This window comes from Maribellus comscasis (assembly GCF_009762775.1).
GTDB classification, from domain to species: domain Bacteria; phylum Bacteroidota; class Bacteroidia; order Bacteroidales; family Prolixibacteraceae; genus Draconibacterium; species Draconibacterium comscasis.
Genome location: NZ_CP046401.1, coordinates 3,537,820 through 3,556,275, shown reverse-complemented (window position 1 = coordinate 3,556,275; position 18,456 = coordinate 3,537,820). Strand labels below are relative to the sequence as shown.

The 18,456-nt window shown below is 39.2% G+C and carries 14 protein-coding genes; 6 read left to right on the top strand and 8 right to left on the bottom strand.

The genetic code is table 11. The annotated features are described in order from the left end of the window. Positions 1 to 3 precede the first annotated feature (3 nt). Positions 4 to 1,164 carry a 1-deoxy-D-xylulose-5-phosphate reductoisomerase gene (locus GM418_RS14045; protein ID WP_217447792.1) on the bottom strand — a complete coding sequence of 387 codons (1,161 nt, stop codon included), beginning with the start codon at positions 1,162 to 1,164 and terminating at the stop codon, positions 4 to 6. A 1-nt stretch (position 1,165) separates the two neighbouring features. Next, positions 1,166 to 2,032, bottom strand: coding sequence for a M23 family metallopeptidase (locus GM418_RS14040; protein ID WP_158867350.1), 867 nt, complete (start codon positions 2,030 to 2,032; stop codon positions 1,166 to 1,168). A 209-nt stretch (positions 2,033 to 2,241) separates the two neighbouring features. On the opposite strand from GM418_RS14040, the gene GM418_RS14035 reads away from it, so the two are divergent. The 3 genes from GM418_RS14035 (at position 2,242) to rnhA (ending at position 8,426) form a co-directional block, all read left to right on the top strand. After that, entirely contained in the window at positions 2,242 to 5,586 is a 3,345-nt protein-coding gene (locus GM418_RS14035; protein WP_158867348.1) for a CPBP family intramembrane glutamic endopeptidase, read from the top strand. A 62-nt stretch (positions 5,587 to 5,648) separates the two neighbouring features. After that, on the top strand, positions 5,649 to 7,802 hold the full coding sequence (locus tag GM418_RS14030) for a S46 family peptidase (protein WP_158867346.1): 2,154 nt from the start codon (positions 5,649 to 5,651) through the stop codon (positions 7,800 to 7,802). A gap of 162 nt (positions 7,803 to 7,964) precedes the next feature. After that, on the top strand, positions 7,965 to 8,426 hold the full coding sequence (gene rnhA, locus GM418_RS14025; RefSeq protein ID WP_158867344.1) for a ribonuclease HI: 462 nt from the start codon (positions 7,965 to 7,967) through the stop codon (positions 8,424 to 8,426). A gap of 179 nt (positions 8,427 to 8,605) precedes the next feature. Here rnhA and GM418_RS14020 read toward each other — a convergent pair whose 3' ends face one another. Continuing rightward, positions 8,606 to 9,559, bottom strand: a complete 954-nt coding sequence (locus tag GM418_RS14020) for a BF3164 family lipoprotein (RefSeq protein WP_158867342.1) — start codon at positions 9,557 to 9,559, stop codon at positions 8,606 to 8,608. 307 nt (positions 9,560 to 9,866) lie between these two features. On the opposite strand from GM418_RS14020, the gene GM418_RS14015 reads away from it, so the two are divergent. After that, positions 9,867 to 11,756, top strand: coding sequence for a glycoside hydrolase family 97 protein (locus GM418_RS14015; protein ID WP_158867340.1), 1,890 nt, complete (start codon positions 9,867 to 9,869; stop codon positions 11,754 to 11,756). A gap of 89 nt (positions 11,757 to 11,845) precedes the next feature. Here the strand turns inward: GM418_RS14015 and GM418_RS14010 are convergent, their stop codons facing one another. The 5 genes from GM418_RS14010 to GM418_RS13990 form a co-directional block, all read right to left on the bottom strand. Then, complete coding sequence (locus tag GM418_RS14010; RefSeq protein ID WP_158867338.1) at positions 11,846 to 12,886, bottom strand: hypothetical protein; 1,041 nt, start codon at positions 12,884 to 12,886, stop codon at positions 11,846 to 11,848. A 3-nt stretch (positions 12,887 to 12,889) separates the two neighbouring features. Continuing rightward, positions 12,890 to 13,582, bottom strand: a complete 693-nt coding sequence (locus GM418_RS14005; RefSeq protein WP_158867336.1) for a hypothetical protein — start codon at positions 13,580 to 13,582, stop codon at positions 12,890 to 12,892. Next, positions 13,563 to 14,102 carry an RNA polymerase sigma factor gene (locus GM418_RS14000; protein ID WP_158867334.1) on the bottom strand — a complete coding sequence of 180 codons (540 nt, stop codon included), beginning with the start codon at positions 14,100 to 14,102 and terminating at the stop codon, positions 13,563 to 13,565. Before GM418_RS14000 ends, GM418_RS14005 begins: the two co-directional genes overlap by 20 nt. 97 nt (positions 14,103 to 14,199) lie before the next feature. Next, positions 14,200 to 14,832, bottom strand: a complete 633-nt coding sequence (locus tag GM418_RS13995) for a ribonuclease HII (protein WP_158867332.1) — start codon at positions 14,830 to 14,832, stop codon at positions 14,200 to 14,202. 22 nt (positions 14,833 to 14,854) lie between these two features. Further along, positions 14,855 to 15,979 carry a glycosyltransferase family 4 protein gene (locus tag GM418_RS13990; RefSeq protein WP_158867330.1) on the bottom strand — a complete coding sequence of 375 codons (1,125 nt, stop codon included), beginning with the start codon at positions 15,977 to 15,979 and terminating at the stop codon, positions 14,855 to 14,857. 100 nt (positions 15,980 to 16,079) lie between these two features. Here GM418_RS13990 and GM418_RS13985 point away from each other — a divergent pair, with 100 nt between their 5' ends. After that, positions 16,080 to 17,522, top strand: coding sequence for an oligosaccharide flippase family protein (locus GM418_RS13985; protein WP_158867328.1), 1,443 nt, complete (start codon positions 16,080 to 16,082; stop codon positions 17,520 to 17,522). Positions 17,523 to 17,524: 2 nt separating this feature from the next. Further along, the gene (locus tag GM418_RS13980; RefSeq protein ID WP_158867326.1) at positions 17,525 to 18,172 is read left to right on the top strand and encodes a DUF3267 domain-containing protein; all 648 of its coding nucleotides are present in this window, start codon (positions 17,525 to 17,527) and stop codon (positions 18,170 to 18,172) included. Positions 18,173 to 18,456: the final 284 nt, after the last annotated feature.

The window sequence follows — 18,456 nt, the reverse complement described above, 5'->3', positions numbered from 1 at the left end:
CTTCTAATTTTTGTTCTTTGTTAACAACTTTGCGACGGTTCTTGTTTCATCGTTGGTTTGAATTAAATCTTCAAGCCCCGGTTTTTCCAGAAAACTTACTTTATCCATTACTTTTTCGATTGTTTCCGGCATTTCCAGAAACCCTATCTTTTCTTTTAAAAATGCTTCAACCACTACTTCGTTTGCCGCATTCAATATACAAGGCACATTTCCTCCCCTGTCAAGTGCCTCATAAGAGAGTGCAAGGTTACGAAAAATTTTTGTATTTGGCGGCTCAAAGTCGAGTGTGGGAAAATCCATAAAATTGAATCTTGGAAATTCATTTCTAATTCGATACGGAAATCCCATAGCATATTGAATGGGTAATCTCATATCGGGCAATCCCATTTGCGCTTTCATCGAACCATCTTCAAATTGTACAACTGAATGAATGATCGATTGCGGATGAACAATCACATCTATTTTTGACGAAGGTAATCCAAACAACCAGTGTGCTTCAATCATCTCAAAACCTTTGTTCATAAGAGTGGCAGAGTCGATGGTTATTTTTGCCCCCATATTCCAGTTGGGGTGGTTGAGTGCATTCCTTACTGTAACCGACTTTAAATCCTCCAGGGTTTTACCGCGAAACGGGCCTCCGGAACACGTAAGAATAATCTTTTCGACCGGATTCATATATTCTCCGACCAAACACTGGAAGATAGCGGAATGCTCTGAATCGACAGGAATAATATCGCACTGTTTCTTTTTGGCCAACCCCGTAATAATTTCACCAGCCACCACCAATGTTTCTTTGTTTGCCAACGCAATATTTTTACCCGCTTTTACAGCGTGATATGTTGGAATCAAACCTGAATACCCTACCATGGCAGTCAGAACCAAATCAACAGTTTCCATCTGTACGATCTGGTTCAAAGCTTCGCTGCCGGCGTAAACTTTTACTGGTTCATCTTTTAACGCTTCTGTAACAACTTTATATTTTTCAGGGTTAGCAATCACCACAGCGTTGGGCTGAAATTTTTTAGCCTGCTGAATCAAAAGATTGACATTATTGTTTGCGGTTAAAACTTCAACTTCAAATTTATCGTTGTTTTTTTCAATAACCTCCAGTGATTGTGTTCCGATTGAACCTGTTGAACCCAGAATTGCTATTCTTTTCTTCATACTAAAAATCAATGTATTGTTCAGGGTTCAAAGCTTTGCCTTCATACCAAAGTTCAAAATGAAGATGCGGACCTGATGTGAGTTCACCGGTATTCCCAACAATGGCAATAGCTTCTCCGGCTTTTATTCGGTCACCTGTTTTTTTCAGCAACTCTGCATTGTGTTTATAAACGGATATTAAATTTGATTCGTGTTGGATATACATCACATAGCCTGTTTCAAGTGTCCAACCGGCAAAAATAACTGTCCCTCCCAACACCGATGAGATTCTTGCGTTCGGGCCACTCACCAAATCGATACCAAAATGATCCTTCCCTGCATCAAACTGGTTGCTAACCACGCCTTCCAGTGGAACAAAAAAATGGATTTGACTTAACCCGGTGTTTTTATTTTCATTATTTTGGATGGAGAGACTTAACTGTTCGGCCAGTAATTTATCCTGAAAAACAGAATCGTGATTGTATTCCTGAAATTCTATTTCATTGGGTTCTACTTCTGTTTCAATGATTAGATTATCTTCGGGCACTTCTCCTGAAACAATAGCCTGAATCCCCTTAAAAAACTCGTCACGTTTTTTTAATTCAGTTTCAAGCGAATCGACCTGCAATGCCGAACGGACCAACATTTGTCTGTATTCAGCCTTTGGGTAACCCGGGATATACTCTCGCAGTCCGGTTGTAGCAATTAGCAATATAACAAGCACCACAATTACTGCCGAAAGCAAACTGGTTATTGTAAATACTTTCAAACGTGAAAGTTTTGTGCTCCATACCGATTGGAAAGTTGTATCATTGTATATAATCAACCGGTACTGATCCCTTATTTTCCGGATAAACTTTTTCTCTTTTTTATTTTGTTCTTCCACCATTTCGATTTTGGAGCTACAAATTTAGAAAGAATTGATAAACAATTTCTTACTTTTTGATTTTTTAACGAACCAATTCACCGTTCGATTTAATCATTAAAGTAAGCAACGAAAAACCCTCGATTAAATTCTGTTCTTTAAATTAGATTTTTAAATTTATATGGTGTAATTATTTTTAAATAAAAAGACCAATCTACTACCAACCAGGTATCATGAGAAATAAAAGTATTTTCAACCGTCCGGCAGGATGGTTTGTTTTAGGTGTTTTTGCGCTTATATCTGTTTTCTACGTCTACCTTAATTTTGATAAGGCCAACAGCTTGATAAACATCGAAATTGAAATGGATCGTGAAGCTGCGTTAAAAAAAGCAGCCCTACTGGCGCAGGAATTTGAAATTGGCCCGCAGGAATTTAAACAAACCGCTGCATTTAGAAACGACAGCAGGTTTCAGAATTTTGTAGAACTGGAGTGTGGAGGCCTCGACACTTTCACAAACATTATTTCCAAAGGATATTATTATTCGTACAACTGGACTGTTCGGCATTTTAAAGAACAGGATGCTAATGAAGTAACTTTCTGGTTCAACCCCAACGGTGACATTTATGGTTTTAAGGAAAAAGTTCCCGAAACCCAAAAAGGCGCAGCACTGGAACAGGATGAGGCACTCCGAATAGCTGAACACATTGCCATTTACAATTGGGATGTAGATTTAACTCCTTATGATTTAATTGAAAAATCAAAAAAAGAGCAGATTAGTGGTCGTGTCGATCACACCTTTGTGTATGAGCGAAACGATAAATCGATTGGAGACGGAAAATTCCGACTTACACTGGTAGTTAGCGGAGATAAACTCAGCACAGTAAATTACAGCGTTAAAATACCCGAAGATTTCAACCGTCGTTATTCTGAAATGCGTTCTGCCAATAATACCATCGCTACAATCTCATCGGCTGCAATTGCTATATTTTATGGCTTGCTGGGTGTAATTCTGGGCATTTTTGCGCTAATGCGGAAACGCCGGTTAATCTGGAAACCGGCTCTGTACTGGGGACTGGGAATCGCATTTGCTTCTGTTTTTCTGCTGACACTGAACAGCCTGCCTTTTTCCTGGTTTTCGTACGACACCTCATCTTCACAATCGAACTATTTAGCACGGCAACTTTTAAACGGATTACTAGGCGCTTTGGGATTTGGCTCCATCATAGCGGTTTCTTTTATGGCAGCCGAGGGCCTGGGTAGAATGGCATTCCCGAAACATATCCAATGGTGGAAAATCTGGTCAAAAAATTCGGGAGGAAGTTTGCCGGTTCTCGGACAAACCATTGGCGGATATCTTTTTGCAGTAATAATTTTGGCCTTCGATGTGCTGTTTTATCTTACCACAACAACACATTTTGGATGGTGGAGCCCGGCGGGAACATTGTCCGACCCAAATATTCTGGCCACTTACCTCCCCTGGCTCGATTCAATAGCCATATCATTACAAGCGGGCTTTTGGGAAGAAGCATTGTTCAGAGCTGTCCCGGTTGCAGGTGTTTTTATTCTCACAAAAGGGAAAAAATGGAGAAACTTCTGGATTGTTTTTGTACTCATTCTTCAAACATTGATTTTTGGCTCGGCACATGCCAACTATGCCCAGCAACCTTCCTACGCGAGGGTACTGGAGATGATTGTTCCTTTTACAATAATGGGGATCATATATATCTATTTCGGAATTCTCCCGGGAGTAATCGCACACTATACGGTTGATGTTTTCTGGATAAGTCTGCCGCTTTGGGTTTCATCAACCGAGGGAATTTGGCTTGACCGGAGTTTGGTTCTGCTGTTTCTTTTTGTTCCGCTTTTTATTGTTCTTTTTATTCGTTTTAGAAATAAAAAATGGACTAAGGTACCGGAAGAAGAAAAAAACGGTGCATGGAAAGAACCTGTGCTTATTGAAAGAAAATCAGATGTAATCCCAACCATTGAGACAAAAAAATTGAATGTTGAAAAGTGGATTCTTGCCCTTGGCGCTGCAGGACTGATTGCCTGGGTGCTGTTCAAGCCTTTCAAAATGGACGCACCGGTTTTACAACTCAATAAAACGGCTGCCATAGAAACTGCAAAAACAGAATTAACAGATCGATACCATATTAATTTTGAAGACTGGACCATTTTAACATCAGTAAATGACGCTGTTGATATTCGCGATATTTTTGTTTGGCAGCTTGGCGGAGATTCCATTTACAAGCAAATGCTAAAAAACTACCTGGCGCCACCACACTGGAGAATCAGACTGGTAAAAACCGAGGGAAAGGCAGAGGATAAAACAGAAGAATATGCCGTACAGGTAGGCAATGATAAAAAAATCCTTGCTGTTTCACATATTCTTCCTGAGAAAGCAAAAGGAAAAAACCTTTCAGAAAATGAAGCACAAACCATCGCTGATTCAGTTCTTTTGTCTGGTTTTTTACTGAAAAAAGAAACACTAAAAAGAATCTCGGTTACTCCGGAAAAACAGGAAAACCGAACAGACTGGGAATTTATTTATGCCGACACAACCAATTTCCCGCTTGCTCAGGGACAGGGGAGATATCGCATCAAGATTTCCGGCGATGAAGTGACAAGTGCATATTCCTTTGTTTATGTCCCTGAAGAATGGACCCGAAATTACAAAGAGACAGAAAACAAAAAATCAATCATCAAAACGATATCAACAATTCTGATTGCAGGCACAATTTTACTGGGACTGGTTTTAGCCATTATCCGATGGACACGAAAAAAATTCAGGCTAAAACTTTTTATAAAACTGGCTATTGTTTTTGCGTTGCTTTATTTTATTGAAAATTGGTTTTCGTGGCCAACTGCAATCGCAAACTATTCAACACAGCTCCCAATGTCAAATTTTATCACAACACTTTTAATTGGCATCGCAATATCCGGCATTTTCTTTACTTTGTTCTACAGCATTTTTATTGCCGCCACACCCGGTTGGATACCCCTTAAGAAATCATCGCTGCCCAAAAGAAATATTTTATATGCACTGGGATTGGGTCTTTTTGTGACCGGAACTTTTACTGCCATTCAGAGCCTCTTGCCCAAAGCAGAACCTTACTGGATGAGCTTTGACTTTTTGAACGGCAAACTATCATCGTTTTTGCTGGCTGTTTCAAATACACCTGGTATTATTTTATATCCTGCCTTTGCTTTTGTTCTGTTTTTTGGGATACACAGCTATACCCAAAGCTGGACACGGAACAAATGGATTGGGATATCTTTAGCTGTTTTAGGCGGGCTCTCGTTAAACGGTATTAATTTTGAAAATTATTCTGTTTGGATAATCACAACAATATTGACCGTTGTTTTAATTGGTATTGTCTATTTCTTTTTTATCCGGTTCCATTTCGAGTGGATTCCTTTTGGTTTCGGAATGATTCCGGTTCTTGGGATGATAAGTAAAATATTTATCGCCCCAAATTCGGTGGTTACTTTGGGCGCTGTGTTAATGATAACAATGTCAGTGGCTCTGTTATTTTGGTGGTATTCAGAGCTCATCAAACAAAATGAAAAAAGATAATTATCACATAATTATGTAGTTTGAAAAATTATATTTGCAAATTCTAATAGAAAAAAGGTAAGATGAGAAAATTTAAATTATTACTGCTGATTTCAATATTTATTTATGGCTCGGCAGTGGCCGATGAAGGGATGTGGCTGCCTTCACTTATTTATAAGCTAAACATTAATCAAATGCAGCAAATGGGATTCGAGTTGGATGCCGAAGACATTTACAGCATTAATAACTCCAGCCTGAAAGATGCAGTAGTAGCGCTCGACCGTGGCTCATGCACGGCAGAACTCGTTTCGGAAGAAGGATTGTTACTCACCAATCACCATTGCGGTTTTGGAGAAATTCAAAGTCATTCAAGTGTTGAGCATGATTATTTACGTGATGGTTTTTGGGCAATGTCGAAAGAGGAAGAACTTCCGAACCCGGGAAAAACAGTTTCATTTTTAGTCCGTGTTGAAGATGTCACCGATAAAGTTTTAGCCGATATTTCCGACGACATGAGCGAAGAAGAGAGGGAGCGAAAAATAGATGAGAATTCAAATCAGCTGGAAAGAGAAGCAAAAGGTGACACACATTACGAAACATATGTGAGAAGCTTTTTTAACGACAACCAGTTTTATCTTTTTGTGATGGAAACCTTTAAAGACATACGTTTGGTAGGCGCACCTCCGCAAGCGATGGGTAAATTCGGCGGCGATACTGACAACTGGATGTGGCCCCGTCACACAAATGATTTTAGTATGTTTCGTGTTTACTGTGGTCCTGATGGAGAACCTGCTGAATATTCGGAAGAGAACGTTCCTTACCATCCAAAACATTTTTTCCCAGTTTCAATAAAAGGTATTGAAGAAGGCGACTTTGCAATGGTTATGGGATATCCGGGAAGTACAAACCGTTACAAAACATCATTTGGAGTAAATTATACCATGCAGGTAACCAATCCGGTTCGTATTGAGGTACGTGAAAAAAAGCTCGAAATCATAAACAAGTACATGACAACCAGCCAAAAAGCACGCATCCAGTATGCTTCTAAATATGCCCGCAGTTCAAACTATTATAAATACAGTATTGGCCAAAACAAAGGATTAGACGATTTGGATGTAATTGCGAAAAAAAGAATGCTGGAAGACAAATTTTCAGAATGGGTAAATTCTACTTCGGCCAGAAAAGAAAAATACGGGGAAGCCCTAAGTTATATCAAAGATTCTTATGCTGATGACGAAGCGTATAAAGCCCAGGAATATGTTTCAGAAGCTTTACTTCGCGGACCCGAGATTTTTATGTTTGCAGTTCGCCTTCGCCCAATGATTGATTTGCTCGAAAAACCGGAAGAAAATAAAGAACGAATTGAACGGGTAACAATGGCGATAAAAGAATCGCTGAATTCCTATTTTAAAGATTATGATGCAGGCACCGATAAAAAAGTAGCCGGAGCACTTATGCAGTTGTATGCAAAAAATAATCCGGCAAAATTCCACCCTGATTTTTTTGCCGAAGTTCAGAAAAAATACAAAGGTGATTTCTCAAAATATGCCGATAAGATGTTTGCGAAAACAATGTTCGCAAGCAAAGAACAACTTACAGAATTTCTGAGTGAACCTACCGCTAAAGCACTCGAAAAAGATATGGCATTTCAGGCGGCTTCTGATATTTTTAAAACGTTTCGGGATGTCAGTGATCTTGCATCACGGGGAGATGAAAACCTGTTAAAAGGAAGGAGACTTTTTGTTGCCGGCCTAATGGAAATGGAAAAGGATAAAACATTCTATCCTGATGCCAATTCAACCATGCGTTTAACCTATGGAAAAATTTTGGAGTATCAACCTCGCGACGGTGTAATTTACAATTATTACACCACCACCGATGGTTACCTGGAAAAAGAAATTCCGGGAGATGCTGAATTTGATGTCCCTGCAAAAATGAAAGAAATGCTGCTTGACAAAGATTTTGGCCGTTATGCAGATGACGACGGAAAACTGCACGCTTGTTTTATTTCAAACAACGATATCACCGGGGGAAACTCCGGAAGTCCGGTTATTAACGGGAAAGGAGAACTGATTGGAATAGCCTTCGACGGAAACTGGGAAGCGATGAGTGGCGACATTGCTTTTGAACCTGAGATACAACGCTGTATCAGCGTAGATATTCGTTTTGTGTTGTGGGTAATCGACAAATACGCCGGTGCAACCCACCTGATTGACGAAATGAAAATTATTGAATAAAAGCCTCTCTGAATTCAACCAGGAAAAAGAGTTCAAAATATTTTAAATCATAGATAATCCTGTCCGTTTTTGACAGGATTATTTATTTGCCGTTATTGCCCCGCCTGTTTGTTTTTCTGAGTTTTTACTCACTACTTTGTACTCCATTCTCACTATTATAAAATGGCCGTACCAAAAATTACAATATATACTGATGGCGCAGCCCGCGGAAATCCAGGACCGGGAGGTTACGGAATTGTATTAATTTCGGGACAACACCGGAAGGAGCTTTCACAGGGATACAAACGAACCACCAATAATCGAATGGAGTTGCTGGCTGTAATCACGGCTTTGGAGGCGTTGAAAGTTGCGAGAAGCGACGTAACTATTTACACTGATTCAAAATATGTAGCCGATGCCGTTGAAAAAGGCTGGGTGTTCAACTGGGTAAAAAAACGCTTTAAAGGGAAAAAAAATCCCGACCTGTGGATGCGTTTTCTTGAAATTTATAAAAAACACCGCGTAAAATTTATTTGGGTAAAAGGCCACGCCAATAACCCGTTAAACGAACGTTGCGATGAACTGGCAGTAGAAGCATCGATGGAGCCTAATCTTCTGGAAGACAAGGGGTATCAACCGGAATAATTTTTATTTCCTCTGATGCCAGCGGCATTGTATGGTTATAAAAATTATTTGTACAGAAAACCATTCGACTCCGGCCGGAGTCGTACCCTTCAACTTTACTAAATTTCTATAAATATTTGAATCCTTCGGAAATGCTTGCCAGAATAAGAAATTACCATCCCTTTTACAGCTGTTTAGGCTTAATATTTGAATTTAAGCAAATAGGGTTCAAACCGGTCATCATAACCATACCCGTATATTGTTTTATTGTTTTCGTCAACTGCGAATAGGTTGGGTGTTATATCAAATGTAAATTCTCGAACAATTAAGCCGTCGAAATTATATACTTCCATAAAAACACCATTACTCTTGTTCTCCTTGCACAGAGCATAAAGGAAACGCTCACCTGCGATAATTTGAGTATAGTATACCGGTGTATCAGAATCGCCTGCCACTGGCTCTCGGTATTCGTAGTCTCCAATAATTTCCTTTTTTAATTTGAAATCGTTTACCCTATAGATATTAATTTGCTTTTTAAACAAATAGGCAAATACCAAAAAAGAATCGTTTACAGCAATTGTGCCTCTGTTGCTGTAAAAAAAAGATTCATTATGAGCATCTTTTTCCATCTGAATTTCGTCCAAATATTTATTGCGTTTTAAATCGACCTTTACAATTTTTAAATTGTCCGGCAGATAATAAATAAAAAGAGAATCATTTAAAATGTGCATGTTATTAAACGCTTCATAGCGGGGCAACTTTATCAAGTCAAGAAACTTCAATTCTCCTTTTTTATTTATGTCAAACTTTTTGATTGTCTGCGGACCATAGCCCCAAACATAAAGTGCCCGATTTGATGATTCACAAAACATTGGAAACATTCGCATCTCTCCGGGCCCGGAGCCTTTTTTTACTGCGCCGGCTACATATTTTAAATCGGGTAATGAATAGATGTATAACATCGTGTCTGACTTGCTATTGCTGCTGGATATAATCAAATTATCATTCACCCTTGTCAGAAAATCAGGCGAAATGATTTCTTCCAGCAATTTTTTATCCGATTTCAGTTCTCTTCTTTCTGGAGTGGACGCTTTATCCGTGTTACAAGAATTAACAAGCAGTAATAAGACACTGTAAATAAAGTACTTTTTCACACAACTAAATTTGAGAAATTGTATCATATTTAAGTTTGAAAAACACAAAGTAAAATTATAGAAAACTGCAATTGTTTCTGATTTTTTGCAAAGTATATTGTGGGGTAAGCAATTCATGATTATAAAAGGTTAATGATTATGTTTTTTAAAACTAACAACAATTTGTTTTCCGGCAATACTTCATCATGCTGTTTTACAACCTAAAACTAAAACAGAGCATTAAAAAAGACATTAGGTGTTTTCAAAAACAAAAGATGTTTTCGATTTTCTTTTTGTATTTTCACGCCAAACTTGAAACCTTATACCCATGAAAAACCTTGTCGTAGCACTTCTTCCACTTTTGCTTTTTGCTTGTGGTAATCCCAAATCTGTTTCCGTCCAAAGTCCCGATGGAAAAATAAAAGTTGACTTTTGGATTGATGAAATATCAGATAATCATTACTCGGTAAATTATGAAGGAGAGACCATTGTTTTACCTTCATTTATTGGATACCAGTTGGAAGACGGATCGAAAATTGGCACCAACGTGGAAATTGTTTCGTTTTCGGAAATGGAAGTCAACCAAAGCTGGAAACCCGTTTATGGTGAACTGGCAGAAGTACCGGATGTATACAACCAAACCACAATACGTTTAAAAGAAACGACTGAACAAAGTCGAGAATTTGAAATTGCCCTTCGCGTATACAATGAGGGAGTGGCTTTTAATACGACCTTCCTTTCAGGGGAGAATGAAGAACAGTTAACGATTCAAAAGGAACTCACAGAATTTACTTTTAATGAAGATTACGATTGCTGGGTATCAGACCGGGCGCAATCTGAATACCGGAAAGTTCCAATTAGTTCATTAGAAGAACCGGCAGAACGACCGTTGGTAGTTGAAACAGGAAATAAATATCTTGCCGTTGGCGAAGCAAAATTGATTGATTTTTCACGCATGAAATTACTAGCCGGTGAAAAACAAAATTCGTTGATTGCAGCACTTGAAGATTCACCCGAAGTTGAACTTCCTTACACCACTCCGTGGCGCACGATTATGATTGGAAACACTCCGGGAGAACTGCTGGAGAACAACTATTTCGACCAGAATTTAAATGATCTATGCGCCATTGAAGATGTGTCGTGGATAAAACCGGGGAAAGTGATTCGGGAAGTAACACTCACCACTCGCGGTGGAATTGCCTGTGTTGATTTTGCTGTTGAAAACGGATTGCAATATGTTGAATACGATGCGGGCTGGTACGGTTTGGAATACGACGACGCATCAGATGCAACAACCATTACTGTTGATCCGAAACGCTCACCCGGACCGCTGGATTTGCAAAAAGTAATCGACTACGGAAAAAGTAAAGGTATTGGAATTATTGTGTATGTAAACCGCCGCGCCCTGGAAAAACAGCTGGATGAAATTTTGCCTTTGTACAAATCGTGGGGAATAAAAGGTGTAAAATATGGTTTTGTTCAGGTGGGCTCGCAGGAGTGGACAAGCTGGTTGCACGAGGCTGTAAAAAAAGCGGCTGACAACCAGTTAATGGTGGATATTCACGACGAATACCGCCCTACAGGTTTTTCAAGAACCTACCCCAATTTAATGACGCAGGAAGGAATTCGCGGCGACGAAGAAAGTCCAAGCAACGAACATACTTTAATCACACTTTTTACACGCATGCTGGCAGGAGCTGCCGACAACACCATTTGTTACTATGCTCCGCGCGTAACCGAAAAAATGGGCGGCCACGTTTCGCAACTGGCAAAAGGAGTGATGATGTACAGTCCGTGGCAATTCCTTTTTTGGTACGATCGCCCGCCAAATTCGTCGGATGTGATTGGTGGCGTTCCCGGGGCAAAAGGCTACATTGAGGTAACGCCGGAACTGGAGTTCTTTAAAGAAATGCCCACCGTTTGGGTCGACACCAAAGTACTGGAAGGTAAAATTAGTGAATACGCAACCATTGCCAGAAAAACCGGAGACGATTGGTTTTTGGGTTCTTTAACCGGAGAAAATTCACACTCCTTAAATCTTGATTTGTCGTTTTTAAACGCCGGCCAGAATTACGAAGCCACCATTTACTCCTACGATCCGGAATCCGGTTCTACAACCAAAGTAAAAATTGAAAGCAAAGAAGTAAAAGCAGATTCATCGCTGCAATTTGAAATTGTGGCGAATTCAGGATTGGCTATTCATTTTAAAAGGAAGTAGGATTTATATTAAAATAAAATTAAAACACGAACACAGGAAAGAGACAAGGCCGAAACAAAAATATCTGCTCCGGCTTTGTCTCCTGTATTCTAAAAATTTACGACTACCCGAATTCCCGGATAAATATTCTTCAGAAAATCGTTAAAATAAAGTTCCGGCTTTAAACTGACAGAATCATTTATCCTCTTTTTTACTGACACACGAAAAGTGTTTTCTTTAAAAAAATCGTTGTTGCGTATAGCAAGATATCCTACTGAAAGCCCATACCATTTGTCCTGAAGCGGTGAATCGGAAAAGTTGTGTTCCCAGCCGACTGAAACAAAATGATTCAACTCGAAAAAATTATCGTTGGTTGACCCGGAAAAATCATACATCATGTTCCATCCTACTGAGTAAATATTTTTTATCATTCCTTTTCGCGAAAACCCCAGCCCCAAACGAAAATTAATATCAGAAACAAATGAATTTTTTACCCAACCCGAGCCAACTCCTCCTGTAATATACAACATATCCAGCGATCTGAATGACGGAGTTTGCACATGTACTTTGGGCTTATTCTCCCTTAAATCGACACAAGCCTGAACCGGCGATTTCCGGTAACCTTTCCCAATCTCGTCGCTAATCGCTTGTGTGCCTTCCTTCGCTTTTCGTTTAAAATCTTCAGAAGCAAAAATGGAAAGATCGGCTAAATCGTCAACATAAATTTTCACGTTTAAATCCCGTGTAGCAAAAAAAATACAGTACTGCCCCAATTCTTTTTCGAAAACAGTTCCGTCGTCAAAAACAATCAGGTTTTTTGAATCCTTTTTTTCGAGGGTCAGTTTCAAATCTTTGTAATTGGCTACTGAAAATCTATCGGCCGATTCGCACAAAGAAATAACAATGCGTTCATCTTCTGCCGGGGTTGCAATCGTCATTTCTTTCAGAATTTTTTGAATTTGTTCGATATGCTCTTCAATTCGGGGACTTTCAGGACTTTCGTCAGCAAAAGCGGTACTGGAAATTTCAACTAACATTTTGTTGAACTTATAGCGAATGGTATCGCCTTTAAAGACATCGCTTTTGGCCGCCAGCGATTGTGTAATAAATAGAAAAAAAAGTACTGAAATGATTGTTTTTACTGTTTTCATGGCTTACTTGTTTTTTAATAGTGTTCTGTTTAAATCGTTTTTGTTTTCTGTAAATTTCCCGGGAAATACTTTCAATTCAAGGGCTGAATTTTTTGGAACAGCACCACTCTGAACGCCCATTTCCACGCGCTCGCTTTTTAACTGAAAAGGCTCATTCCCTTTATTTTCTGTCTTTTTCTTTTGTTTCTGAAAAGCAAACAATTCATCCTTAGCTTTTTTCAGTTCTGCTTCCAGTGTCTCTTTCTCAATCTGATGATTCATTTTCTGAACAGCCAGCAAAGCTTGAGTAGAATCTTCCAATTGTGTGAACTTTTTCCGCCATACCGAATCGTTGTCTGATTTACTGACAGGAACAAAGCGATCGCGATAAACCAGCTTTTCCACAACTTTGGTTTCTGTTTTAGTTTGGACAGGGTCTGCTATCAGGGAATCGATGGTGTTTTGCATTTCAACATTCTTACTTTGCATTGATTCCAGTTTGCTCTGTTGTTTTTTATTGATAGTAAACGCCGCATAAACACCGGCAGCGAAAAAGAAAAACAGAAAAACAGCGGCCACCCTCCACCAGGCAGCAACACTTTTTGTGCGGTGTATTGTTATATCAATCCGATTCCACATTTTTTCTTTTCCGGCAAAAGTTGTTTTAGCATCTGATTCGGAAAAGGCTTCCCTTATTTTATGTTCCAGATTGTCCATAATCGTAATTCAATTTCTTTTGTAATAATTTTCTTGCTTTAAAAAACTGCGAACGCGAGGTGCTCTCCGAGATCCCCAACATTTCTGCAATTTCTTTGTGTGCGTAACCATCAACCACATGCATCAGAAAAACCGTTTTGTAGCCCACCGGAAGCTGACTGACCAATTCGTTTAGCGTTTCCCCGTCGGGCTCTTCGTAATACATTGTGTTTTGATGTTCTTCATCAATTGGCTCCAGTTTGTAAAGCGTGCTCAGCTCTTTTCTGCGGTCCATTAGCGCCTGGTTAATCACAATACGCGACAACCAGGCCAGCAATGCAGTTTCATTTATAAACTCAAAGTCAGATAACTTCCGAAAAATCTTCAAAAAAGCCTGAAAAAGTGCTTCTTCAGCTGTTTCTGCTGAGACAGCATAACGTTTGGCCACGGCAAACAAACGGTCGGCATACCAATCGAAAAACTGCTTTTGCGCCCGCCGGTCGCCTTTTGAACTTTTACTAATAATTTTTTGAATCTGCACTAAATCGCTTTATTAAAATTCCTTTCATTCTTAAAATGCGGAAAAAAACTCAAACGTTGCCTGTGCACCAAAAAAAATTCAAAATTATTTTTCGAAACTATTTGTTTTCTTTTGCTTGAGGGAAATCCAAAACCAACTGCTCATCCAGCAAACGGAACGACATGCGATGGTATTTTGTAGTTCCAAATTCTTTGATGGCAGCCCGGTGTTTTTTGGTTGGGTAACCTTTGTTTTTATTCCAATCGTAATTGGGAAATTCGTTGTGGGCTTGTTGCATAAAATCGTCGCGATACGTTTTTGCTAAAATAGAAGCCGCGGCAATGGAATAAAACCGCCCGTCGCCTTTTACCATGCAGGTAAACGGTATTTTTGTACGCGGCCGGAAACGGTTTCCGTCAATCAGCAAATGCTCCGGCACCACTTGTAGTTGCTGCACAGCTTTGTTCATCGCAAAAAATGAAGCATTCAGAATATTAATTTCATCAATTTCTGTATTCGAAACCGAAGCCACTGCCCAGGCCAGCGCCTCTTTTTCAATAAGCGGACGCAAAAAATAACGTTGTTTTTCTGTGAGTTTTTTTGAGTCGTCTAATAATTCATTTTCAAAATCAGCAGGTAAAATTACCGCAGCAGCAAACACCGGTCCGGCAAGACAACCGCGCCCCGCTTCATCGCAACCCGCTTCAATCTGACCTTTCTGAAAATAGGATAATAATTTTTGTTTCGTCATAATACTTGTAAACTGCGACTGATTACTGCAAGGCTCGCTCCACGCTCATCCAAAGCAAACGCGCAGTTTCGTCCCAGCTAAATTTTTCTTTCTGCACCATTCCCTTTTTTATAAGCAATTCACGCAATTCTTTGTCGGCTGCCATCTTAATCATGGCTTCCGTTATTTGCTCAATTTTACACGGGTCGGCATACAAAACGGCACTTCCGCCAACTTCAGGAATCGAAGTTGTATTTGAACAAATTACAGGAACGCCTGAGCTCATCGCTTCCACAATCGGAATTCCAAAACCTTCAAAATAAGGCACAAAAGTAAGCGACATTGCTGCGCCAAAAATCTGATGCAGCTCGTTCGTATTTACACGGCCGGTAAAAACCACATCCTTTTGAAAACGCATGTTATCGAAGGTTTCAAAAATTTCACCGGTTTTGTGCATTTCACCACCAACAATCACCAGTTTTACATCGTTTGTATCCACACTTTTAAAAGCATCAAAAGCATTCAGCAACCCGCAAATATTTTTCCGCGGATGCAACGCTCCCACAAACAAAAAATAGGGTTTCCCATCAGAATATTTCTGCCGAATCGTTTGCTGATCTTCAAGCGAAGTTGGACAAAAAATCTGGTTAATTCCATCATAAACCACATCAATTTTATCGTAATCTACTTTAAATGAACGCGTAATATCTTCCTTCGAATAAAAAGAAACCGTCGCAATTCGTTTCGCAATTTTGGCAAACTTCTTAAAATAACGATTGTAATATTTTGCTTTCAACCACGGCAAGTCGGCAGGGCGGTGCACAAAGTTAATGTCGTGAATTACGGCCAACTGAGGCACTTTTGTTCGCATCGACAAATACCCGTCGGGAGAAAGAAACAGGTCAGCTTTATATTTTCTGAGGACCTTCGGAATTTGATATTCGAACCATAAATACCACAAAAACGGGTGCCGCGTTGGCGGGCCAATAACCACCGGAGTAACATTATCAGAAAAAATATAGTCGGAATTGTAAGGCCGATCAAAAATAAAAATAAACTGATGTTCCGGGTGATTGATGGTCATTCTTTTCAGCGTTTCCAATGTAAACCAACCAATTCCCTCAAGTTTTCCTTTTAGAAGCAAGCGGGTATTTACGGCAATTACCATAAAGTGTAAATTCAAATTTGGGTAAATGTACAAAGTCTGTTTAAATATTTTTTACTTTTAAGCTTTCAAATTATGCGACTTAAAAGATAAATACCGGATTTTGAAACGCAAATTTATTACCAATCTGATATTATTACTTTTCCTGAACCTCCTGATAAAACCATTTTGGCTTCTGGGAATTGACAGAACCGTGCAAAACATGGTTGGCGATGAAACTTTCGGTATGTATTTCGCCTTGTTTAACTTTTCAATGTTGCTGAATATCCTGCTCGATGTGGGAATTACAAATTACAACAATCGGAACATTGCACAGCACCAGTTTTTGCTGCCCAAACATCTTTCAAATATTGTGGGTTTGAAACTCATGCTCGCCATTGTTTATGCAATTTTTACACTCACAATTGCATTTATTATTGGCTATAACAAGGTGCAGTTTCATTTGCTTTTCTTCCTTATTTTTAACCAGTTTCTTATTTCGTTTACCTTATATTTACGTTCCAACATCAGCGGGCTGCATCTTTTTCGCACCGACAGTTTTATTTCGGTTCTCGACCGAAGTATTATGATAATTATTTGCAGCGTTCTTTTATTCAACAACTCATTTAAAGCTTCTTTTACGATTGAATGGTTTGTGTATGCGCAAACTGCGGGATATTTACTCACTTCAATTATCACGTTTATAATTGTTCTGGCACAATCAGGAAAAATAAAACTCCGCTTCGATTTCAAATTTTTTATTGTTTTTCTTCGGAAATCGTATCCTTACGCGCTTTTAGTTTTGCTGATGTCGTTTTACAACCGGATTGATTCGGTGATGCTTGAACGCCTCCTACCCGACCCGATTGGAAAAGAACAAGCCGGAATTTATGCACAGGCATTTCGTTTGCTCGACGCAGTTTCCATGTTTGGCGTTTTGTTTGGCGGCTTACTTTTGCCCATTTTCTCGCGGATGATAAAACAAAAAGAACACGTTGGTTCCATGGTGCAACTTTCTTACACGCTTTTGATTGTTCCTGCCATAATTATTGCGGTTTCGAGCGTTTATTACAACGAACAAATTATGGATCTTTTGTACCATTCCAACACCAACCATTCTTCGGGAATTCTCGGAATTCTGATGACAGGTTTTATCGGAATTGCCAGCACATACATTTTCGGAACGCTGCTCACAGCAAACGGAAGTATGAAACAACTCAATATTATGGCGTTTCTGGGAATGGTGTTGAACATTTCGCTTAACCTGATTTTAATTCCGCGCTTTATGGCCTTTGGTTCTGCGTATGCCAGTTTGATTACTCAGATCTGCACTGCCATTGCACAAATTACGCTGGCAATTATTATTTTCAAACTAAAACCAAGTGCGCGATTTATTATCCAGCTTATTCTTTTTGCCGGAATTACGGTTACGATGGGAACCATTTCTCAACGTTTTGACAACTGGGTTTACGGCTACTTGTTTGTTATCTTCACGTCTGCGCTCTTTGCATTCTTGCTGAAATTATTTAATTTGAAAGACCTCTATCAAATTATACGATACAAATAACAATGGCTAACCCAACAATTCAGGAACTGCAAAACGAAGACAAATTTGAGCTGCTGGCGAAATTTAATCATCAACAAATCAAAGACTTTGTAATTCAGCAACTAAGCAATTCCAATACAAAAATTGTTCGCTGGTACATGATTTACCAAACGCTAATGATTCTGCTAGGATTGTTTTTCCTAAGCCGTTCCGTTGTTTTGGCTGTTCAGCAAAATTTTCGGCCGCTATTCTTTTCAATTGCCACACTTGTTTTTTGTGTTTCTGTTCTTATTGTTATTCACGAACTCGTTCACGGCGTTGCCTTGAAAATGACCGGAGCCCCAAAAGTAAATTACGGCGGCTATCTCAGAAAATTTGTTTTTTATGCGGAAGCCGATGAACATGTACTCAACCGGAAACAATTTGCCTTTGTTGCATTGGCTCCGCTGGTGGTTATTCAAGTTATTACACTTTTCGGGATTCTCTTTTCGCTCAACCAGGCTGTATTTTATTTCTGGATTATTTTAATGAGTGCGCACAGTCTTTTCTGCGCCGGCGACATTGGACTGCTTTCCCTCTTTTCTTCTGACAAAAATGCAGAAATTTACACTTTCGATGTAAAAATTGAAAAAACGAGTTATTATTACAAAAGAATTGATAAAAGCCTTTAAACATCAGAATAACCGATTCCAATAAAGCTGTATTTACTCAGCATTCTGATTCTTCCCAAATCACATACCCGGAAAAATGCTCGTACTTTTTAAAAATTAATTTATAGTGGGAAACAGATGCCCGGGGCCAAAAGTTCTGGATTTCTTTTTGGAGTGAATGAATATACAAACAAAAAAATATTGGAAGAACCAATACCTGCAACAGTCCATTCGTAATTTACCTGAAAACGCAAAAACAATTATAAAATAATAGCAGAGTATCTTTTCTGAGAAGCTGTTATTAA